This is a genomic window from Streptomyces sp. NPDC045022, from assembly GCF_056432605.1.
This window is the reverse complement of the sequence record NZ_JBWKIR010000022.1, coordinates 66,801-88,746: the sequence shown is the minus strand read 5'-3', so window position 1 is coordinate 88,746 and position 21,946 is coordinate 66,801. Positions and strand designations below refer to the sequence as shown.

General features: G+C 74.4%; 13 protein-coding genes. 3 read left to right on the top strand and 10 right to left on the bottom strand.

What is annotated here, in order from left to right; genetic code table 11:
- Window position 1: 1 nt before the first annotated feature.
- Window positions 2-559: a YbaK/EbsC family protein gene (locus tag AC07C1_RS30790; protein ID WP_478944272.1), complete on the bottom strand. Its 558-nt coding sequence runs from the start codon at window positions 557-559 to the stop codon at window positions 2-4.
- Window positions 560-591: 32 nt separating this feature from the next.
- Window positions 592-1,164 carry a helix-turn-helix domain-containing protein gene (locus AC07C1_RS30785; RefSeq protein WP_478944270.1) on the bottom strand — a complete coding sequence of 191 codons (573 nt, stop codon included), beginning with the start codon at window positions 1,162-1,164 and terminating at the stop codon, window positions 592-594.
- 108 nt (window positions 1,165-1,272) lie between these two features.
- Here AC07C1_RS30785 and AC07C1_RS30780 point away from each other — a divergent pair, with 108 nt between their 5' ends.
- Window positions 1,273-2,130 carry an EamA family transporter gene (locus AC07C1_RS30780; RefSeq protein WP_478944268.1) on the top strand — a complete coding sequence of 286 codons (858 nt, stop codon included), beginning with the start codon at window positions 1,273-1,275 and terminating at the stop codon, window positions 2,128-2,130.
- Window positions 2,131-2,159: 29 nt separating this feature from the next.
- Here AC07C1_RS30780 and AC07C1_RS30775 read toward each other — a convergent pair whose 3' ends face one another.
- Window positions 2,160-2,924: an acyltransferase gene (locus AC07C1_RS30775; protein WP_478944266.1), complete on the bottom strand. Its 765-nt coding sequence runs from the start codon at window positions 2,922-2,924 to the stop codon at window positions 2,160-2,162.
- A gap of 111 nt (window positions 2,925-3,035) precedes the next feature.
- Here AC07C1_RS30775 and AC07C1_RS30770 point away from each other — a divergent pair, with 111 nt between their 5' ends.
- Window positions 3,036-3,563, top strand: coding sequence for a gamma carbonic anhydrase family protein (locus AC07C1_RS30770; RefSeq protein ID WP_478944264.1), 528 nt, complete (start codon window positions 3,036-3,038; stop codon window positions 3,561-3,563).
- Between the two features lie 89 nt (window positions 3,564-3,652).
- Here AC07C1_RS30770 and AC07C1_RS30765 read toward each other — a convergent pair whose 3' ends face one another.
- Entirely contained in the window at window positions 3,653-4,300 is a 648-nt protein-coding gene (locus AC07C1_RS30765) for a DedA family protein (protein ID WP_478944262.1), read from the bottom strand.
- A 258-nt stretch (window positions 4,301-4,558) separates the two neighbouring features.
- On the opposite strand from AC07C1_RS30765, the gene AC07C1_RS30760 reads away from it, so the two are divergent.
- Window positions 4,559-5,626 carry a lysylphosphatidylglycerol synthase transmembrane domain-containing protein gene (locus AC07C1_RS30760; protein WP_478944362.1) on the top strand — a complete coding sequence of 356 codons (1,068 nt, stop codon included), beginning with the start codon at window positions 4,559-4,561 and terminating at the stop codon, window positions 5,624-5,626.
- A 141-nt stretch (window positions 5,627-5,767) separates the two neighbouring features.
- Here the strand turns inward: AC07C1_RS30760 and AC07C1_RS30755 are convergent, their stop codons facing one another.
- The 6 genes from AC07C1_RS30755 to AC07C1_RS30730 all read right to left on the bottom strand — a co-directional run bounded on the left by AC07C1_RS30755 (window position 5,768) and on the right by AC07C1_RS30730 (window position 21,821).
- On the bottom strand, window positions 5,768-6,805 hold the full coding sequence (locus AC07C1_RS30755) for a class I SAM-dependent methyltransferase (protein WP_478944360.1): 1,038 nt from the start codon (window positions 6,803-6,805) through the stop codon (window positions 5,768-5,770).
- Between the two features lie 74 nt (window positions 6,806-6,879).
- Window positions 6,880-8,061, bottom strand: coding sequence for a glycosyltransferase (locus AC07C1_RS30750; RefSeq protein WP_478944260.1), 1,182 nt, complete (start codon window positions 8,059-8,061; stop codon window positions 6,880-6,882).
- Window positions 8,058-8,858, bottom strand: a complete 801-nt coding sequence (locus AC07C1_RS30745) for an alpha/beta fold hydrolase (RefSeq protein ID WP_478944258.1) — start codon at window positions 8,856-8,858, stop codon at window positions 8,058-8,060. Before AC07C1_RS30745 ends, AC07C1_RS30750 begins: the two co-directional genes overlap by 4 nt.
- Before the next feature lie 3 nt (window positions 8,859-8,861).
- Entirely contained in the window at window positions 8,862-9,182 is a 321-nt protein-coding gene (locus tag AC07C1_RS30740; RefSeq protein ID WP_478944256.1) for an acyl carrier protein, read from the bottom strand.
- On the bottom strand, window positions 9,179-14,401 hold the full coding sequence (locus AC07C1_RS30735) for a type I polyketide synthase (protein WP_478944254.1): 5,223 nt from the start codon (window positions 14,399-14,401) through the stop codon (window positions 9,179-9,181). Before AC07C1_RS30735 ends, AC07C1_RS30740 begins: the two co-directional genes overlap by 4 nt.
- 1 nt (window position 14,402) lies before the next feature.
- Window positions 14,403-21,821, bottom strand: a complete 7,419-nt coding sequence (locus AC07C1_RS30730; RefSeq protein WP_478944252.1) for an SDR family oxidoreductase — start codon at window positions 21,819-21,821, stop codon at window positions 14,403-14,405.
- Window positions 21,822-21,946 lie beyond the last annotated feature (125 nt).

Below are 21,946 nucleotides of genomic sequence, written 5' to 3'. Positions count from 1 at the left end.
GTCAGGCCACCCCGAGTCCCTCCAGTACCAGCGCGCCCGGCAGCTCCGCGAGGGCCTTGCCCGGTACCAGTAGCTTGCCGCGTCGGCGGCCGCTGCCGACCAGGACGTAGGGCAGGTCGACCACGGCCGAGTCCACCAGCACCGGCCAGCCGGTGGGCAGTCCGAGCGGGGTGATGCCGCCGTACTCCATGCCGGTCTCCCCGGTCGCCGTCTCCATCGAGGCGAACGAGGCCTTGCGAGCACCGAGTTGGCGGCGGACGACGCCGTTGACGTCGACCCGGGTGGTGGAGAGCACCACGCATGCGGCAAGGGTGGTCTCACCGCCCCGCTTGCCCACGACGACCACGCAGTTCGCCGACTGCTCCAGCAGAGCACGGCCGTAGTGCTCGACGAAGACGGCGGTGTCGGCCCAGCGCGGGTCGGTGTCGACGTAGACGATCCGGTCGGCGGGGACGCCGCCCCGCCAGCCGCGTACGGCGTCGGCGACCGGGGCGGTCAGCTCGTCCAGGCAGTCCGGGGCGGGAGCGGCGGTGTCGAAGTCTCCGATGGGTGCGCGCATGGCCGCACGCTAACAGTCCGCTCCGGCGCCGTTCAGCGCACGGGGGGTACGGAGACGGCCATCAGCATCTCCATCGGTTCGTCGCCCTTGTTGCCGTACGTGTGCGGCGTGCCGGCCTCGAACGTGGCGCTCGCGCCGGCCGGGACGCGGTGCTCGACGCCGTCCACGGTGAGCGTCAGTTCACCCGCGGTGACGTGGACCAGCTCGACCGTGCCCACCGGGTGCGGGTCGGAGGGGCTGTGCTCGCCCGGCATCAGCCGCCAGTCCCACATCTCCAGCGGGCCGGGGGCCTCCGTGCCGGCGAGGAGCCGGTTGTAGCTGCCGGCCTCGGTGTGCCACAGCCGTACGGCCTGTTCGGCGGGGACGATCCGGACCTCGGGGCCCCGCTCGTAGTCGAGGAGCGTGGTGACGCTGACGCCGAGCGCGTCACCGATCTTGACGACCGTTCCGATACTCGGGTTGGTGCGCGCCTGCTCGATCTGGATGAGCATCCCGCGGCTGACGCCGGCCCGGGCGGCGAGCACGTCGAGGGTGAAGCCCCGCACCGAGCGCCAGTGCTTCACGTTGCGCGCGAGGGACTGGGTCAGGAGTTCGAGGTCCGACACATTCCGTCCAATATCCGAGATGGTTCATTATCGTGAATGACGCAGTGCAGCTGAGTGAACTACGGTGAGGCGCACCCGCTCGTTCAAGGAACTGTACTGCGAGGCATCGTGACAGCAATCTTCGCCCTGACCACCAGTCTCCTGTGGGGGCTGGCCGACTTCGGCGGCGGGCTGCTGACACGACGTACCCCCGCGCTGACGGTCGTGGTCGTCTCGCAGGCGATCGCGGCGACCGTACTGGGTGCGATCGTCCTCACCACGGGAGGGTGGAGCGAGGCCGGGCCCCGGCTGTGGTTCGCGTTCGCGGCGGGCCTGGTCGGACCCGTGGCGCTGTTCTCCTTCTACAAGGCCCTCGCGCTCGGCCCGATGGGGGTCGTCTCGCCGCTCGCCACCCTCAGCGTCGCCGTACCGGTCGGCGTGGGCCTGGTCCTCGGCGAGCGCCCGGGCCTGCTTCAGGTCGGGGGCATCGCCGTCGCCGTCACCGGCGTCGTCCTCGCGGGTGGTCCGCAGCTGCGGGGCGCGGCCGTGCAGCGGCAGACGATCCTGCTCACACTGGTCGCGACGCTGGGCTTCGGCACGGTGTTCGCGCTGATCACGGAGGCCTCGACGAATGTCACCGGCCTGTTCCTCGCGCTGTTCGTGCAGCGGCTGACCAACGTCGCCGTGGGTGGCGCCACGCTCGCCGCCTCGGTGCGGCGCGGCGGTGCCGCCCTGCCGGACGCCGGCTTCCCCTGGGCCTCGCTGCCCGCCCTGGCCTTCGTCGGACTCGCCGACGTGGCGGCCAACGGCACGTACGCGATCGCCGCCCAGCACGGTCCGGTCACCGTGGCGGCCGTCCTCGCCTCGCTGTACCCGGTGGTGACGGCGCTGGCCGCGCGGGGCTTTCTCAGCGAGCGGTTGCGCGCGGTGCAGGCGGCGGGAGCGGGACTGGCTCTGCTGGGCACGCTGCTGCTGGCGACCGGCTGAGCCGGGTCCCGGTCCTCGGCCGGGACGCGTCAGCTCTCGGGTTCCAGTTCGGCGAGCCGCGCCACCCCGTCGTCGTCCAGTTCCGCCAGCGCCCGCAGCTGGCCCGGCGTCGTCCCTGCCGGGATCGGCACCGGGGCCGGGGTCCTGAGCGGCGGCTGCCAGCCGTCGTCGGGGGTCCAGCGGCGTACCACGCGGGCCGGCGCCCCGGCCACCACGGCGTGGTCGGGCACCGTGCCGCGTACGACCGCTCCGGCCGCCACGACCACGTTCCGGCCGATGCGCGCGCCCGGCAGGATCACCGCGCCGGTGCCGATCCAGCAGCCCGGGCCGATCTCGACCGGCTCCATCCGCGGCCACTGCCTGCCGATCGGCTCGTTCGGGTCGTCGTAGGAGTGGTTGGTGGAGGTGACGTAGACGTAGGGGCCGAAGTAGCAGTCGCTGCCGATGGTGACCGTCGTGTCGGCGATGACGTGGCTGCCGCGGCCGAGGACCACTCCGTCGCCGATGCGCAGGATCGGATCCGGGCCGAGATCGAGGTCCGGCATCAGGCCGGCGGTGAGGGTGACCTGCTCGCCGATGATGCAGTGGGAGCCGACATGGATCCAGGGTTCGCCGAAGACCGTGCCGAGCGGGAAGGCCAGCCTGGTACCTGTTCCCATCGCGCCGAAACGGAAGGCCGCCGGGTGCTCGGCCGTGATCGAGCCCGCGCGCTGGGCCCAGCCCCACGCCGCGTGAACGGCACGCTGGGCGAGGCGGCGACGCCACGATGAGAACGTGTTCTTGCGCTTCGGCACGCGCCTTACGGTACTCAGCGGGGGACGCCGTCCGGAGTCCGGTCCGCTGTGATCTTCGCCCTACGGGGTGGCGTACGGTGCGGGGGTAAGCCGGACATGAGGAGAACGGTGATGACGCACAAGGCGCTGATCGTGGGCATAGGCGGCAAGGAACCCCAGATCGACCCGGAGGCCTTCGTGGCGCCTACGGCCTCTGTGATCGGGAACGTCACCCTGCGTGCCGGGGCCAGCGTCTGGTACGGGGCGGTCGTGCGCGGTGATGTCGAGCGGATCACCGTCGGGGCGAGCGCGAACGTGCAGGACAACGTCACCCTGCACGCGGATCCCGGGTTTCCGGTCACGGTCGGGGAGCGGGTGTCCATCGGGCACAACGCGGTGGTGCACGGGGCGACCGTCGAGGACGACTGCCTGATCGGGATGGGGGCGACCGTGCTCAACGGGGCGGTGATCGGCGCCGGGTCCCTGGTCGCCGCTCAGGCCTTGGTGCCGCAGGGAATGGTGGTGCCCCCGGGGTCGCTGGTGGCCGGGGTGCCGGCCAAGGTGCGGAGGGAACTCACGGAGGAGGAGCGGCAGGGAGTCACCCTCAACGGCACGATGTACGCGGAGTTGGCCAAGGCGCATCGCGGGGTGCACGAGTAGGTGACGATGGCGGGTGCGGGCGCGTGGAACTGCCGCGCCCACCCGGCGGAGCCTCCGGCCGGCACAGCCCCGCGCCCCTTCAGCGCGCTTCAGTCCCCCGCGCCGACGGGCTCGGCTTCTGGTTCGTGCTGCTGCTGGGCCTTCTTCGCCTTGCGCTTCAGGATGAGCATCGACGCGAGGCCGATCACGAGGGCCACCGCCAGGCCCAGGTACGAGAACCTCTTCAGCCAGTCCTCGGCGACGATGCCGACGTAGTAGATGACGGCCGTCGTGCCGCCCGCCCAGCAGATGCCGCCGAGGACGTTGGCGATCAGGAACTTCCAGTACGGCATGTGCAGGACGCCGGCGAGCGGGCCCGCGAAGATACGCAGGAGGGCGACGAAGCGGCCGAAGAAGACGGCCCACATGCCCCACTTCTCGAAGGACCGCTCGGCGGTGGCCACGTGGCCCACGCTGAAGTGTCTCGGGAACTTCCTGCCGAGCCAGGCCAGCAGCGGGCGGCCGCCCTTGCGGCCGATCGCGTAGCCGATGGAGTCGCCGATCACGGCACCGGCGGTGGCGCACAGGCCGAGCACGACCGGATTGACACCCGAGTGCTGTGAGGACATCAGCGCCGCCGAGATCAGGATGATCTCCCCCGGCAGCGGGATGCCCAGGCTCTCCAGGCCGATCACCAGGGCCACCAGGGCGTAGACGGCGGCCGCGGGCACCGAGTCGAGCCATTCCTGGACGTGCACCGCCGGTTCCTCCCCTGTCGCGTTCCTTCGCTTCCGGGGCCTCGCATGCGAAGTGCACCCCACGGGAAGGCTACCTGGTCGGCGGTGAACGGCGGCCTGCGCGCACCGGCCCGGCGGCACCGTCCCGCCCACGCTCCTTCGGTTTTCGGACATCCCGGTGTCACGCGGGAGGGGGAAGGCTCCCCGCGGTTCGCCCGGCCCGCCTCCCAGGTCCCCGCCGCGGGCCTCCTGCGGAAGGACGACGTCCCCGTGTCCTCACTGTCCCCGGTCCCCCCGCTACCCCCGCTCACCCCGCCCGCTCCCCTGTCCTCCGGCTCGCCGTCCGGGCAGGAGACCCCTCCCGAGCCCGCGGGCCCCGGTCCCGGTCCTGGCGCCCCAGCCCGAGCGTCCCTCCTCGCGGCGCGGTCCGTACGGCTGGCCCTGTGCCTGGCTCCGGTGCTGCTCGCCGGTGGCTGGGCCGTCACCAACCGGCCCGTACTGCACGAGGGGGTCCGGCGGCTGGTCGCCGCCGACCCGCGGTGGTTGCTGGCCGGTGTCGGGTGCACCTGTCTGAGCTGGGTGGCGGCCTCGTGCGTCCGGCAGGGCGCCCTGCCCGACCGGCTGCCGCCGGGGCTGCTGCTGGCCTCGCAGTTCGCCGCCGGCGCCGCCAACCACGCGCTGCCCGGCGGGCTCGGCGCCCATGCCGTCACCCTGCGCTTTCTACGGGCCCGGGGAGTGCCGCTGGACCGGGCCACCGCGTCGATCGGCCTGTACTCGCTCGCGAGGTCCTCCGCGAAGACACTGGTCCTGCTCGTGTTCCTGGCGGCCTCCCCGACCTGGCGGCGCCTCGGTGCGCTGATCCCGGACGGGCGACTGCTGGTGCCGGCCGCCGCCGTGGCGGGCGGGGTCCTCGCGATCGCGGGAGCGTTGCTGACCGTCGTACGGCCGTTGCGGCGGCCGGTGACCGGGCTGCTGCGCTCGGCTCTCGCCGACGCGCGTGTGGTGCACTCGCGGCCCTGCCGGGTGTTCGCGCTCTGGGGCGGAGCGGTCGCGATGCCGCTGGTGCAGGCGGGCACCCTCGCCTGTGTCGGGGCCTCGCTCGGGCTGGGGCTGCCGTGGGAGCAGGTGACGCTCGCCTACCTCGCGGCGGGCACGGCGGTCGGGGTGGTACCGGCGCCGGGCGGGCTCGCGGTCGACGCGGCGCTGGTGTGGACGCTGGTCACGTTCGGCTCGACGCCGTCGGTGGCCACGGCGACCGTGATCGGCTACCGCGTGCTGACCGACTGGCTGCCCCTGCTGCCCGGAGCCCTGGTGCTGTCGGCACTGATCCGCGCCAAGGCCCTGTGAGCGCGCCGATATGACCACAGCTCCCGCCCCGCCCACCACCAAGGCCACCGGCCACACACGGCCGGCCACCAACGCCACCACTCAGTCCCGGCCCGCCAGTAGAGCCACCGGACACGGACTGCCGACCGCCGAAGTCGCGGCTCATTCGCGGCGGACCACCAGGCGGTAGGCGTTGGAGAGGCCCAGGCGGTGGGAGAGGGGGCGCAGGGCGAAGCGGTCCAGGAGGGTCGCCGTGAGCAGGGCGGGCACGCCCGCGAGGAGGAGCGCGGTGCGCAGGCCGCGCCGCAGCGCGCCGGGCGGCTCGGGCAGCCAGGGCGAGTCCTCGCGCGGGGCGGTGTGGTCGAGGGCCAGCCAGACGGCGGCGAGCAGATCGACCGGGTCGTGCGGTTCCGCGTGCTGCTCGGCGACCACCGTGAAGCCCAGTTCGGTCAGCCGCCGCCGCAGATTGCCGACCGGCATGAGGTGCAGGTGCTGCGGCTGGAGCCAGGGCAGCCACCAGCGGCCGAGGAGGCGGGCGTAGCGGCTGTCCGGGTCCGGGACCTCGATGAGGAGATGACCGCCGGGGCGTAGGGTCTCGTGGGCGGCGCGGAGTTCACGCTCGGGGTCGGTGCTGTGCTCCAGATAGTGGAACATGCTCACCACGTCGTAGCGGGCGGCCAGTTCGGGGGCGAGGGCGGGGAAGGCGCCGCGGTGGGCGTGGTCCACGCGGCCTTCGCGGGCGGCGAGTTCGACGCCGTCGGTGAAGTCCAGGCCGTCGAACGCCGTGCCGGGCAGGACGGTGCGGGCGGCCTCGCAGAAGTGGCCGTGGCCGGTGCCGACGTCCAGCCACGTCTTCGGGGCGGGATCGTGCGGCAGCAGGGCCTCGGCGCGGTTCCGGTACATCGTGGTACGGCCGCCGAAGGTGCCGCTCATCCGCTGCTCACCGAGGCCGTCGTAGAAGTCGCGGTAGTAGAACTCCAGCCCCTCCTCGTTCAGTTGGGGGTTCTGGAAGACGTGGCCGCAGTCGGCGCAGCGGTCCAGGGCGAAGCGGCCGGGCTTGTGCTGGAGCAGGTCGGTGGTGCTCAGGCGGGCGGTGAGCCGGCCGGAGGAGCACCAGGGGCAGGTGGTGCGCCGGGGGCCGAGGAAACGGTCCGTGCCGGTGGCCAGGTCGGTCCGGTAGGCGGGGCGCAGGGCGGCGATGCGGGCTCTCTTGTTGTCGTCGTGGTCACCGTGGTCGCTGTGGTCGCTGTGGTCGCTGTGGTCACCGTGGTCGCTCATGGGCCCTCCGCTGCGAGTCGTTCGAGGTGGGCCGCCGCGGCCTGTGCGCCACCCGCCGCGCGGAACGCGGTGCGGACCCGGGCGGCGGCGGCCCGCGGGGCGAAGTCGTGCAGGACGGTGTCGAGGGCCTCGCCCAGCCGGGCCGCGGTCACGCGGCCGAACCTGACCCGGACCCCGGCACCACAGTCCACGACCTGTTCCGCGACCACCGGCTGGTCGTCCCGGATGGGTGCGACGACGAGCGGGACGCCGTGCCACAGGGCCTCGCACACGGTGTTGTGTCCCGCGTGACAGACGACGGCGTCCATCCGTGCCAGGAGCGGGAGTTGAGGCACCGACGACAGGATCAGAACGTCCTTGTCACCGGTCGTGACGGGGAGCGTGCCGCCCGGGTCGGCGAGCACGGCCTGCACCCGGTCGGCGCGGTCCCGCAGCGCGGCGAGGCACTCGGTGAGGAAACGGCCGCCCGCGTCGGCGTTGGCCGTGCCCAGGGTCACCAGGACCTTGGCCCGGCCGTGGTCCAGCCATGCCCAGGGGAAGCCGGTCGTGGCCGGGCGGCCGGCGAGCGAGGGGCCGACGTAGTGGATGTGCGGCGCCAACGGTGCCCGCGCTCCGACGAGTTCCGGTGTGCTGAACACCAGCAGGAGGTGCGGCGAGAAGCGCGGGTCGGCGTTGCCGGTCGGGTCACCGACGCGGCCGCGCAGCTCGGCCAGGCGCAGGCGCAGCCACTCGGCGACCTTGGGCAGGCCGTCGTAGGCGCCGGTGAACTCCGCCGAGGTGGTCGCGGAGGTGGCCCACGGCAGCCCGAGGTGTTCGGCCACCAGCGCGCCGGCGAAGGCCTGTTGGTCGGCGACCACCACGTCCGGGCGGTACTCCGCGACGGCCGCGCGGACACCGGGCGCCATCGCGTCGGCGAGCGGAAGCAGATACCACTCCCAGAGGAACTTCAGCGCCTCCGCGCCCCGCAGGTTCGGGGGCCGTACGGCGCCGGCGGCGCCCGGCACCGGGCCGGCGCACCCGTACACCTCGGCGTCCGCGCCCGCGAGCCGCCGCACCAGCGCCGGATCGGCGCACGCCCAGGCCACTCGGTGCCCGTGCGCGGTGAGCCGGGCGGCGACGCCGACGGCGGGGTTGATGTGCCCGGTCAGCGACGGGACGACGAAGAGGAAGGCGCTCACCGGACACCCGCCCCCGCCCGGATCAGGTCCAGGATGTGACCGCCGACACTGCCGGGCGCCTCGACCAGCACCGAGTGCTCGTGCCCGGGCAGCACGACCGCCCGGAAGTCGGTCAGCAGCCCCTGCTTCAGCGGCACCAGGTCCACCAGGTCCGAGTCGCCGCCGTACACACCGAGGACCGGGCAGCGTACGGCACTGATCTCGGCCTCGGTCAGCACCCGGCTGGCGGGGATGTCCCGGCCGAGGGTGGTGTCGCGGGCGAGCCGGGCCGCGCCCTTGGCGAGGCGGGCGGTGTTGTGCCCGCGGTGGGCGGTGATCCAGGCGATCGCGTCGGGCTCGTTGTGCGCGAGTTCCGTCGTCACCCGGCGCAGGATGCGGCCCAGTTTGGCCGCCCAGGCAGCGGTCGCGGGCTCGGACTCGATCAGCGTCAGGCTGGCCGTACGGCCGGGGTGGCGGGCCGCGTAGCCGAAGGCGACGGTACCGCCGTAGGAGTTGCCGACGAGGTGCAGGGGCCGGGCGACCCCCAGGCGGTCGAGGAGTGCTGTGAGGTCGTCGATGTTGTGGTCCAGGGTGTAGCCGTGCGGCGGGCGCTCGCTGCGGCCGTGCCCGCGCAGGTCGTACATGACGACGTCGAGTCCCGCAGCCGCGAAGGCGGGGGCGACGGTGAAGTAGTAGCTGGCCAGGCTGTCGGTGAGCAGCCCGTGCACCAGGACCACCGTGGCGAGCGGGGCGCGGCCGCCGGCGGGACCCATGCGCTGGACGTGCAACCGGATGCCGCCGGCGTCGACCATGGCCATGGCTCAGCCCGCCTGCGTGGACTTCAGGCTCCACACCACGTACTCCACGAGCCGGCCGACGGTCAGCTCGATGATCTCGTCGAACTCCATGCCGGCCAGGAACTCGGCGAGGTTGACCCGTTGCCCGTAGCGCTCCTCCAGCAGGCCCGCCAGGGTGACGAGGTCGATGCTCTCCAGTTCCAGGTCGCGGTTGAAGGTGGTGGACATGCCGATCACCACGTCGTCGTCGCCGTACTCCGCCAGCACCGTGCGGAGCATGCCGGTGACATCGGCGAGCACGGTGTCGGCGGAGGGTCGCGCCGGGGCCGGCGGGATGGGGTTCATCGGGGGTACTCCTCGGCTGCTGGGTGGTGTTGTCCGTCGTCGGCTCCGGGCCCGGTCGTCCAGGCCACCACGTAGGCGCGCTCCGGCAGGGCGGGCGGATTGGCCACCGGGGCGCAGTGCACGGTGTAAGCGCGTTCCAGGCGGCCGGAGACCAGTAGCCGGGTGCCGTCCGGGGCGGCCTCCAGCACGGCGAAGTCCCGTGGGCGACCGCCGAATCCGACGCCTTCGGCCTTGGCGACCGCCTCCTTGGCGGCCCAGAAGCGTGTGAACCACAGGGTCTCCGGGTCGGCGCCGTCCCCCGACCGGGCGCGCAGGAGCCGCAGTTCGGCGGGGCCGAGCGCGGTGGCCAGGGTCGCCGGGTCGTGTGCGGTGACCTCCTCGACGTCGATGCCGGGGCCGGGCCGCGGGGTGCGCGGCCGTACGATCGCGACGCCCGCCTCGGCCCGGTGGGCGAGCGAGACGTCCAGCGCCGGCAGGGCGCGGCCGTGCACGCCGGTGACGTACGGGCGGCCCAGTTCGTCGTTGCGGACCCGGATCTCGGCCGGGAAGACGGGCCCTTCGCCGTGCTGCCAGAGCCACTGCCGTACGGCGTCCTTGACCGCGATCCGGCCGAGCAGCCACTGCCGGCGGCCGCGCGGTGGGCGGTCGGCGTACTCGGCACGCTCGGCGCCGCCCAGCGAATTGCGCATGATCAGCTCCCGGGAGGCGAGGTCCGGCCACCGCTCGTGGACCAGCGTCCAGCCGCCCGGCCGGGAAACGGAGAGGGTGTGGCGCTCGGGGAAGCGTTCGACGGGGCGGGTCGTCGGGTCGTTGTCGAAGCGGCGGTCCTGCCAGCCGCTCAGCACGGCCCACACCCGGCCGCCGACGGTCAGCTCCGCGTCCGCCTCCAGGACGGTGTCCGTGAGCGAGGTGATCCGCACCAGGCAGCGGACCTCGGTGCCGGGGGCCGGGTGCGGCCCGTGGAAGCGCATCTGGCGTATCTGCACGGGGAAGACGACGGTCCGCTCGGTGCGGGACGCCATGATCCAGTAACCGAGCAGCTGGCCCACGTTGTCCAACAGGGCGCCGGGGGCAGTGGGTGCGGTGAGCACGCCGCGGATGTGCCGCTCGCCGATCGCGCTCAGCTCGGTCAGGCCCTGGAAGCCCGGGCCGTGGAACATCCAGCGGTCGCGGTAGAGCTGGGCCGCGGTGTGCTCGGGGGCGCGTTCGGCGGCGTCCGGGACGGGGCTGGGCGGGGGCGGTGCCGGGTGGCACGGGGCGAGTTCGACCACGGCGCGGGCCGTTGGGCCGAAGGTGACGGTGACGTGGTTCGGTCGGTCGGGGGTCGGGGTGACGGTGACGCGGTTCGGTCGGTCGGGGGTCGGGGTGACGGTGACCGGTACGTCGACGGGGGGTGTGGCGGTGAGCCACCGGTCGAACCGGGCCCCGTGCACCGCGACCGCCCGCCGGCCGGGGGCCGCCTCCTCCGCCGCGTCCATCATGTGCCGGACGATCGTGGTGGCGGGCACCACCGGCCAACGGTCCTCCAGATCCGGCCAGCCGGGACGCTGCGGGAAGAAGCAGTGGTCCAGGAGGTGGGGCATGGTCTGCGGGGAGACCCGCACGGTGGTGACGACCGTCGAAGGGCGGGTGGGCGGGGGAAGCTGCGGGTTGGGGTCGACGGTCGAGGGGGCGGTGAGCGGGGGGACATGCGGGTTCGCGCCGGCCGTCGAAGGACCAGTGGACGCGGGGGCGTGCGGGTTCGGTTCAACGGTCGAGGGGGCGGTGGGCGCGGGGGCGTGTGGGTTCACGCCGGCCGTCGAAGGACCGGTGAGCGCGGCGGCGTGCGGAATCGCGCCGGCCGTCGAAGAACCCGTGAGCGCGGCGGCATGTGGATTCGCGCCGGCCGTCGAAGAATCCGTGAGCGCGGCGGCGTGCGGATTCGCGGTGAGTGTCGGTGGGGCCGTGGGTGCGGATCGGTGGTGGGCCGCCTTGATCAGGTCTGCTGCCGTGTCCGCGGTGTCCCGGAGCAGGGCCGCCAGTTCGGCGGCGGCCGGGAAGCGCGCGGCGAGGCCGTCCAGGGGGCTCTGAGCGTCCTGGCTGCGCGTGGCCGGCCGCAGTTGCGCACGCAGGGCGTCGAGGACCGGCCCGTCCAGTGACACCAGCGCGCCGCCGAGGTCGAGCCGGACCGGCGGGCGCTCGATGCCGGTCCGGGCTGCCGTCGCGCGCGCCGATACGGCCGGTGTCGGGGCCGGTGTCAGGGCCGGGGCCACGGCCGCCCCCGCCGTCCAGAGGGCCGTGGCCACGCGCCGTAGTTGGGCCATGCCGCCGTGGTGGGGCGAGTTGGCGGCGACGGCCAGGTGGTCGCGGTCGCCGAGGGTGTCACCGATCAAGGAGGTCAGCCGTCCCGGGCCGGTCTGGACGAAGACGCGGTGACCGTCGGCGTACAGGGCCTCGGTGAGCTGGCGGAAGCGGACGGGTTCCAGCAGATGCCGTACGAACAGCTCGCGCACCGCCGACTCCGTCTGCGGGAAGGGCGCCGCGGTGGTGCCGGACCAGACCGGCACGGTCGGCGGATGGATCCGGAAGCGGTCGGCGGCCTCCTTGATGGGGGCGAGGTACGGCTCGAGCATCGGCGTATGGAAACCGGACCGGAAGGGCAGCACCTGGCAGAGCACGCCTCGGGCACGGAAGGCCCGTACGAACTCCGCGACCGCCGCGTCCGGCCCGCAGACCATGGACTGGCGGGGCGCGTTGTCGTGGGAGAGGACGATCCCGGAGTCCGCCCAGCTCTCGGTGAGCGCGACGCGGACGTGCGCGGCGGAGGTGCCGACGGAGGCGAAGACGAGTCCGGGGACGGCCACCGCGTCCGGGTCGAACTCGGCCATGAAGGCGTTCACTTGGGCGGCCGAGTACAGTCCGGCGGCCACCATCGCCGTCCACTCACCGACGCTGTGCCCGGCGACCGCGTCCGGTACGACACCGATACGGCGCAGCGCCCGGTCGAGCAGCCGGCCGACGCCGACGACGCCGAAACCGTGGCGTCCGACGTCACCGACCTGCACGTCCGTGCCAGGGACCGGGGGCAGGCCGAAGTGGGCGGCGATGTCGTCGGTGCGGGGCGTGAAGTCGCCCTCCAGACCGGGGAAGACGAACGCCAGCCTGCCGTCGGCGCGGCCCAGTAGGGGGCCGGGCCGGAACCACACGTCGTTGCGGCCCTGCCAGGGCCGGCCCTTGGCGACCGCGCGGCGCGCCAGCGCGAGCCGCGTGGCGGTCGGATCCACGACACCGAGCCGGACGGGACCGGCGTCCTGGGGAGGCCGGCCGGGATCCAGACCGCCGGCCAGTACGACGGTGTCCTCGGCGTCGAGGAGCGCGACGAGGTCGTCCCGGCCGGCGGCGGAGAGCAGGAGAACACGCTCGGGCTCACCGACACGCACGACGGAGGCGGACGTCGAGGGGAGCGCGGATGCGGTCGCCGACGAGGGCGCGGACGTTGACGACGGCGCGGGCACGGACAGCGGCGGCGGCGCGGGTGCAGGCGCCGGTGCGGTCACGGAGGCTGGCGCGGATGGTGCCACGGATGGGGTCACGGAAGCGAGCGCCGGTGCGGTCACGGAAGCGGACGCGGATGGCGCAACGGAGGGGGTCACGGACACAGGCGCCGAACCCGAGTGGCATGCGTTCTCCGGCACAGGCTGACCGTTGACCCCGCCCAACCCGGCGGAAGCCGACGCCGAACGACCACTCGAGGCATCCTCCGGCGCCCCCCGGCCGTTGGCCCCGCCCAACCCGGCGTGCGGAGGTGCGGAGCGCGCCCGTGGGAACTCCTCCAGCACCACGTGGGCGTTGATGCCGCCGAAGCCGAAGGCGTTCACGGCGGCCCGCCGGACGGGTTGCCGCGCGTCGGTCCGCCAGGGCCGGGCCCGCTCCAGGGTGCGGAAGCGGGTGCCGGCGAGTGCGGGGTGCGGATCGTCGCAGTGGAGGGTCGGCAGGAGGGTGCCGTGGTGCAGCGCGAGGGCGGCCTTGACCAGGCCCGCCACCCCGGCGGCCGGCATGGTGTGCCCGATCATCGACTTCACCGAGCCGAGGACGGCGCGGTCACCGCCGTCTGCCGTCACCGGCCCGAACACCTCGGCAAGCGTCGCGAGTTCGGCGGCGTCGCCGGCGGGCGTGGCGGTGCCGTGGGCCTCCAGCAGGCCGATCGAGTCCGGTGCGGCGGGGTCGAGTCCGGCGGCTTGCCAGGCCAGGCGCACGGCCCGGGCCTGCCCGCCCGGGTCGGGGGCGGCGAGCCCGGCCGTACGGCCGTCGCCGGCCACGCCCGTGCCGCGGATCACCGCGTAGACCCGGTCGCCGTCGCGTTCGGCGTCGGCGAGGCGCTTGAGTACGACGACGCCGGTGCCCTCGCCGATGAGGATGCCGTCGGCATCGCGGTGGAAGGGGCGGATGCGCTCGCTCGGGGACAGGGCGCGCAGTTGGGAGAAGACGCTCCAGAGGGTGATGTCGTGACAGTGGTGCACTCCCCCGGCCAGCATCACGTCACAGCGCCCGGTGGCCAGTTCGGTGACCGCCTGGTCGACGGCGACCAGGGAGGAGGCGCAGGCCGCGTCCAGGGTGTAGGCGGGGCCGCGCAGGTCGAGCCGGTTGGCGATGCGGGAGGCGGCGAGGTTGGGGACCAGGCCGATCGCGGAGTCGGGGCTGTCCGGGCCGAGTCGCTCGGTGAACGCCGCTCGTACCCCCTCCAGTTGCTCGGTGGACAGCTCGGGGAGCAACTCGCCCAGGGTCCGGACCAGTTGTCCTGCCGTCCGCACCCGCTGGTCGAGCCGGGCCAGGCCGGGAGTGAGATAGCCGCCGCGGCCCAGGGCCACGCCGACCCGGTGCCGTTCGGGCAGCCGTCCCTCGCCGCCCGCGTCGGCGAGCGCGGCGGCGGCCACGTCGAGGGCGATCAGCTGGTCGGGTTCGGTACCGGAGACCGAGGCGGGCATGATGCCGTAGCGGGTGACCTCCACCTCGGCCAGGCCGTCCACGAAACCACCGCGCCGGCAGTACACCTGGCCGGGGACGGCGGGGCCGGCGGCCGAGCCGGGGTGGTAGTAGTCGGCGTCCCAGCGGTCCGCGGGGACGTCGCGGATCGCGTCGACGCCGTCCCGCAGGTTGCGCCAGTAGGCGTCGAGACCGGGAGCGCCGGGCAGCAGCACCGCCATACCGACGATGGCGGTGGGCGTTTGGCGGTACGTCATGTCACCAGCCCGACGCGGTGTAGACGACCGCACGGGCCGACGGATCGCCCCAGGCCAGTTCGCGCAGCAGGGCCGCGGTGCCCTCGTCGGGGTCGATCAGCCTCACCCCGCGGCGGGCGTACTCGCGGCCGAGTTCGGCGCCGACCATGCCGGTGTGGGCGCCGGACGGCGCCCAGGGACCCCAGTGGACGGTGAGCGCGCGGTGGCCCGTGCGGGCGGCCCAGTCGGCGCCGAGCGCTTCCATGGCGTCGTTGGCGGCGGCGTAGTCGGCCTGTCCGCGGTTGCCGAGGACGGCGGCGATGCTGCCGAACAGGACGGTGAACGCGGGCGCGGCGGGCAGGTCGTCCAGGGCGGCGAACAGCGCGGCGGCCCCGGCCGTCTTCGTGCCGTACACCCGCTGGAAGGATTCGGGGGTCTTCTCGGCGATCAGCCGGTCCTCGATCACCCCGGCGGCGAAGACGACCCCGTCGAGGCGGCCGTGTTCGGCGTGGATCTCCTTGACCGCGCGCAGGACGGCGTCCCGCTCGCGGAAGTCCACCGAGCGGTAACGGGCCGCACTGCCGAGCGAGGTGAGTTCGGCAAGGGTCGCGGTGATCTCGCGCTGGGCGAGGATCAGTTCGGCGGTCCGGTTGATCTCGCCGGGCCGCGGCGCACCGGGTCCGGCGGCAAGCACCGCCCGTAGGTCGGCGAGGGTGCGGGCGGCGGCGGTCCGCGGGGCCTCGGGGCCGGTGGGTGCGGGTGTCCGGCCGAGCAGTTCGACGCGGCACCGGGAGGCACCGGCGAGCGTGGCCGCGAACCTCGCGGTGATGCCTCGGGCGCCACCGGCCAGCAGCACCACGGAGTCCCGGTCGAGACCGAGCGCGACGGCCTCGGCGGCGCCCTCCCCGGCGGGTCCGGCACCGGTGCTGCCCAGCAGGCCGAGCGGTGCGGGCACCAGTTCGAGAGCCTGTCGGACCCCGGCCGCCGGGCGGAGGACGACGGGGACCGGTTCGGGGGCGAGCAACTCGGCGAGCACGGCGTCGGCGACCCCCGCAGGGGAGGTGTCGCCCACGGCGACCACCCGGGCGAGGAGGTCGGGATACTCCCGGACGATGGTGCGGAACAGGCCGTCCAGACCTGCCGAGCGCAGCCGCCCGGCCCGGTCGGCGGTCCGGACGGCCAGCAGCCGGCGCGGTTCGCACGCCAGCGCCGCCCTGAGCACCGGGAAGGCGACCGGCAGCACCGGGAGGTCGGGGCCGGCCAGCGCGCCCAGGTACAGCACACCGTCGACCGTGCCGTCGGTGGCGGCCAGGTGGTGGCTCCGGCCGAGGAGCACGACGTCGGCACCGTGCCCGGCGAGCCGCGCGGCGACCTCCGCCGCCACACGCCCCGCGTCCGTGCCATCGTCGAGCCCGGTATCGAGCCCGGGGTCGCCCCCGCGGCCACCCTCGTCCTTGCCCTCGCCCTCGCCGTCGCCGTCGCCCCCACCGGCGAGGACGACGAACCGCCGGCCGGACAGGCTGGAGGCCGGATCGGCGACCGGACACACGGCGGGGTCCGGCTGCGGAAGCGGGACGGGCCGCAGCTCGCAGCGCTGGGGAGCCGCGGTGTTCACCGCCTCTGCCGGCTCCCCGGTCTGCTCCCGGTCCGGCCCGCCACCGCCGCCGCTGTTCGCCCCGGTCCGCGCCGTGAGCCAGCTCGTCACCGCCGCCGCGGTACGCGCCTTGGCGAGTTCCTCCAGCTCGGCGTCGTCCAGCGTCTCCGCCCCGCCCGCGATGCCCAGGCGCTTGGCGAGTTCGCCGGCTATCTCGGCCCGCTTGATCGAGTCGATGCTCAGGTCCGCCTCCAGATCGAGGTCGGGCTCGATCATGTCGGCGGGATATCCGGTGCGTTCGCTGATGACCTCGAGGACGACCCGTGCCACGTCGGCCACCGGCCCTTCACCGTCAGGTTCGGGCAACAACTGTGCCGCGAGAGGCAGTTGGGCGGGCTCCGCCGGCTGCTGAGGCGGTACGGGCGGTGCGACGGGTGCCGGTGCCGTGGCACCGAAGTACGTGAGCAGCACATCACGCTGGGCGGCGATCATCTCCCGGCTGGTGCGCAGGTATTCGGAGACCAGGGCGTCCCGGTCCGCCGGGGTGCCGTACGGCTGGTCGGTCGTCACAGTGGTCTCCAGGACTCGTCGGGCCGGTGCGAGGGCACCGGGGAGCGGTGCTCCGCCGGCGGTGCGGACGAGATGTCCGTCCACCGTCCAGCCGGGCCGCTCGGGCAGCGGGGTGCGCAGCGCGTCCACGGCGTCGCGGCCCTGGAACAGCCACGCGGTGCGCACCGGGAGTCCCGCGACGGCGAGTTCGGCGAGCGCGTCGAGCCAGCCGGGCAGACCGCTGTCGGCGCGGGGCTCGCAGGCGACCGTGCGGTGCGGGCGGTCCCCGAGGATCTGCCCGACGAGCCGGGTGAGGACCGTACCCGGGCCCGCCTCGACGAAGATCCGCGCGCCCGCCTCGTACATCGCCTCGATCTGCGCGGCGAAGGCCACCGGGGCGCCGATCTGCGCGGCGAGTTCGGCCCGCACCGCTTCGGGGTCCGGCGGGTACGGGGCGGCGGTCCGGTTGGCCCACACGGGGAACTCCGGGGCTCGTACGGTCCGGTCCGCGAGGACCTCGGCGAACCGCGCCCCCGCCGCGGCCACCACCGGGCTGTGGAAGGCGCAGGCCACGGGGATGCGCCGCGCACCGAGCCCGGCCGCGCGCAGCAGGCGTACGGCGGCGTCGAGGTCCGCGGTGGGGCCGGAAACCACGGTCTGCTGAGGTGAGTTGAGGTTGGCGACGACCACCGACTCGGGTGCCCCGGCCGTGCGCAGGGCGCGTACGACGTCGTCGGCGGCGGCTCCGACGGCGGCCATGGTGCCGGGTTCGGCGCCCGCCGCGGCCAGGATCGCGCCGGCCCGCTCGGCGCTCAGCTCCAGCAGCGTCCGCGGATCGAGGGCGCCGGCCGCGGCGAGCGCGGCCAGCTCGCCGTAGCTGTGCCCGGCGGCCATATCGGGGTGGACGCCCGCATTGGTCAGGAAGGCGTGGGCGACGAGGCCCGTGATGCCGAGCGCGGGTTGCGCGGTCCGGGTGTCGGTGAGGGCGGCGCGGCGCCGCTCGCGGGCGGTGTCGTCGAAGGCGGCCGGCGGGTAGAGCGGGTCGGCGGTGCCACGGGCGAGGTGCAGGTGGTGGCGCAGTTCGGGCAGGGTGATCAGGAGGTCGGCGAGCATGCCGGTCCGCTGGCTGCCCTGGCCGGGAAAGAGGAAGGCCACCTTGCCGTCCACCGGATCCGCGAGAGGGGTCCCGGCCGCGGCGTTCCCACCGTTCGGCGGATCCGCCGGACGCACCCCGGTGACATGCAGGCTGCCGCCCGACGGATCCGCCGGCCGCACCCGGACGACATCCATACCGCCACCCGACGAATCCGGAAGACCCGCCCCGCCGACACCCACACCGCCACCCGACGGATCCGCCAGACGCACCCCGGCCGCCGGATCGTGTTCCCCGGCGAGGACCCGCCGCAGCTGCCCGGTCAGCTCCTCCGCGGTGCGGGCCACGATCGCGGCCCGTACCGGTTCGTGTGAGGTGTCCGCGCGGTGGGCCGCGGCCACGGCGAGGTCGCGCAGGCGCCAGGGGCGGCCGTCGGCCTCGGCGGCGTGGATCAGCTCCGCGACCTCACGGTGGGCCGCCGCCGTGTCCCGGCCCCGGAACAGCAGCAGCTCGGCGGGCCAGGCGTCCAGAGTCTGCCGGGGCGGTACGGCGGTCTCGTGCGCGGCCAGCACCGCGTGAAAGTTGGTGCCGCCGAAGCCGAACGCGCTGACTCCGGCGAGGCGTTCCGCGGACGGGGCCGCCCAGGGCCGGGCGTGGGTGTGGAAGACGAACGGGCTGTCGTCCTCCGCCCAGGCCGGGTTGGGCCGCTCCAGGTGGAGGGTGGGCGGCTTGACGCCGGTGTAGAGGGCGAGGGTGGTCTTGATCAGGCCGGCGAGTCCGGCGGCGCACTTGGTGTGCCCGATCTGTGACTTGACCGAGCCCAGCGCGCAACTCCCGCTCGGAGCGCCCGCCTCGGTGAACACGGCGGCAAGGACGGCGAGTTCGGTACGGTCGCCGACGACGGTCCCGGTGCCGTGCGCCTCGACCAGGCCGACGTCGGCGGGCGAGACACCCGCGTTGCGGTACGCGCGCTCCAGCGCGGCCCGCTGGCCTTCGGGGCGGGGCGCGGTCAGGCCGAGGGAGCGGCCGTCGCTTGCGGCGCCCAGGCCCTTGACCACGCCGTAGACGCGGTCGCCGTCGCGGTCGGCGTCCGTGAGCCGTTTGAGGACCACGCAGGCCACGCCCTCGCCGAGGGCGATGCCGTCGGCAGCGGCGTCGAAGGCGCGGGACCGGCCGGTCGGGGAGAGGGCGTGGACGGAGGAGAAGAGCACGTAGTCGTTGATGCCGTTGTGAAGGTCGGCGCCACCGCACAGCACGACGTCACTGGTGCCGGAGACGAGTTCCTTGCAGGCCACGTCGAGGGCGGCGAGGGAGGAGGCGCAGGCGGCGTCGACGGTGTAGTTGGCGCCGCCGAGGTCCAGGCGGTTGGCGATCCGGCCGGAGATGACGTTGGCGAGCATGCCGGGGAAGGAGTCCTCGGTCAGCCGGGGCAGCTGCTCGTCCAGCCCCTCGGGGACCTTGCCGTAGTACGACGGCAGGACGGCGCGCAGGGTGACGGCGTTGGACAGGTCGCTGCCGGCCTCGGCGCCGAACACGACGGAGGTCCGTGAGCGGTCGAACGCCCGGCCGCGTTCGCCGTATCCGGCGTCCTCCAGCGCCCTGCGGGCCGCTTCCAGGGACAGCAGCTGGACGGGTTCGATGCTGCCGAGCGAGGCCGGCGGGATGCCGTAGCGCAGCGGGTCGAAGGGGATGCGGGGCAGGAAGCCGCCCCATCTCGACGCCGTGCTGCCGGCGGTGTGGTGCACCGCGGGGTCCCAGCGGTCGGGCGGGACCTCGGTGACGGCGTCGTGTCCGGAGACGACGTTCGCCCAGAAGGTGGCGAGGTCGGGGGCCTGCGGGAACATGCAGGCCATGCCGACGATCGCGATGTCGAGCGGCGCGGGGGGTTCCGGTTCGGCCGTGGGGCGGGGGGCCGGCCGGGAGGCGCGGGCGGCTTGTGCGGCTCGCGCGGTCAGGAAGTCGGCGGCTCCGTCGGTCACCGAGCGGTGCAGGGCCGCGACGGTGGTGGTCGCCGCGCGCAGGACGGCCACCTCGCCCGCCATGAACATCCCGTCGGTGAGCTGCCGTTCCTCGCCGACCGCCCGCAAGTCGCCGTCGGCGGCACGCTCCAGGCCTTTGCTGGCGATACGCAGCCGGCCCACGTTGAGGCGTTCCAGGGCTTCCCAGACGTCCCGGTCGGACACGCCCTTCGTCCGTGCGGCGGCCTCCCGCTCACGGTAGTCGTGGGTGAACGGGCTCGGCACACAGCGGGTCGCGTGCCCGGGTGCGGTCTCCAGCAGGGCGGTCGCGGTGGCGGCGACGACCTGACGCTGGAAGAGGGGCCGGATGGCGCCGTGCGTGACGGCTTCCTCGGTGAACAGGTAGGCGGTGCCCATGAGGAGGCCGACGGCCGCGCCCCGGGCGGTGAGCGGCGCGGCCAGGGCGGCGACCATCGCCGCCGACCGCGCGTCGTGGATGCCGCCCGCGAAGAGCACCTCCAGCCGCCGGGCGGTCTCGCCACCGGTGCCGTCGGCGTCGGCGTCGGCGTCGGCGTCGGCGTCGGCGTCGGCGTCGGCGTCGGCGTCGGCGTCGGCGTCGGCGTCGGCGTCGGATGTGGCATCGGCGTCCGCCAGGAAGTCCTCGAGCACGGCGAGTTGGGCCTCCCACAGCGGGAAAGAGGCCCGGGGCCCGACGTGCCCACCGCACTCGGCCCCCTCGAAGACGAACCTGCGCGCCCCGGTGTCCAGGAACTGCCGCAGGAGTCCCGGCGAGGGCACGTGCAGGAAGGTGCGGATCCCGGCCCGTTCCAGCGCCTCGGCCTGGGCGGGCCGGCCGCCCGCGATGATCGCGTGCGTGGGCCGCAGCTCCCGTACGGCTTCGAGCTGAGCGTTTCTGATGTCCTCGGGTGCGAACCCGAGCACGCCCACACCCCAGGGCCGCCCGTCGAGCGCGGCCCGCGTCTCGGTCAGCATCGCCCGGGTCCGCTCCCCGTCGGCGAGGGCCAGTGCCAGGAAGGGCAACGCCCCGTTCTCGGCGACGGTGGTGGCGAACCCCGCCTGATCGCTGACGCGGGTCATCGGCCCCTGGGCCACCGGCAGTCGGGTGCCGAGCGCCCGGCTCATGGCGGACCCGGGCCGCAGAGCCCTGACGGCCCCGGCGACGTCGGCACCGACCCGCTCACCCGCACCACGCGCCGCCGGCTCTCCGACCACCGCCGCAGGCACACCACCCGGCCCCTCGTCACCACGTGCCTCCACAACCGGCCCGCAGACACCAGGCGCCTCCGACCCTCCGACAGCCGCCGGAGGCACACCAACCGCCCCGCAATCACCGCGCGGCTCCGCATCGGTCGCCCCTGTCGGCAGTCCCGGACCAGTCACCCCCCGGATCGCCTCGGACAGCGCGCACACCACTCCCCGCACGGTCCGCCACCGCTCGGCGAACCGGGCGGCGAGGAAACCGTCCTGGCCCACGGGGAGCAGTTGGCCGCGGAGGTCGCGGGCGCCCAGTAAGGACGCGACCGTGTCCGGATCGTCGGCGGGTGGCCGCGGGGCGTCCGGTCCCCGGCGGCGCAGTACTCGGTGCCCGCCCAGCACCACGGTCTCCGAACCGTCGAGGGACCGCAGCGCGGCCCGGACCGTTTCCGGCAGCCGGGACTCGGCCAGCAGGGCCAGTTGACTGTCGAGGACGACCCCGGCCGCCCCGCCCGCCACGGCGGCGACCGCCGTACGCGCTCCGATGCCTCCCCGGGCCCATACCGGAAGGCCGTGCAACTCCGCGTCGGCAAGCAGCTGTTGCAGCAGTACGAAGGTGCTCAGCTCGCCGACCCGGCCACCGCCCTCGGCCCCCCGGGCGATGAGCCCGTGGGCACCGGCGCGGCCGGCCTCACGGGCCTGCCCGAGATCGGTCACCTCCACCAGTACCCGGTATTCGGCGGTGAGCCGGTGCACGCGCCAGGGTGCGTCCGAGGCGAGGACCACGGTGTCGGGGGCGCCGTGGAGGTCGGCGGGGGCCAGGGCGCAGCGCCCCGTCACCCGTACGCCGAAGGGTCCCGCGGCGGCCCGGCTCAGCCGGGACAGCTCCTCGCGGGATCTTCGGTCGCCGGTGTCCAGGTCCAGGACGCCGAGCCCGCCGGCGGCGGAGGCCGCGGCGGCGAGGCCCGCGTCGGGTTCGGCGAAGGGAGTGATGCACAGGATCAGGTCATGGGCGCGCACAAGTGAGGTCATGATGCTCCGGCACAATCGGCGAGACAGCACGGTGGGGGGTTTGTGCGGCGGACGCTCTGGTGCGAGGGAACCGGAAAACTAGCGAGGGGCTACTCACGGGTCAATAACGCTGCAACCTTTTCGCG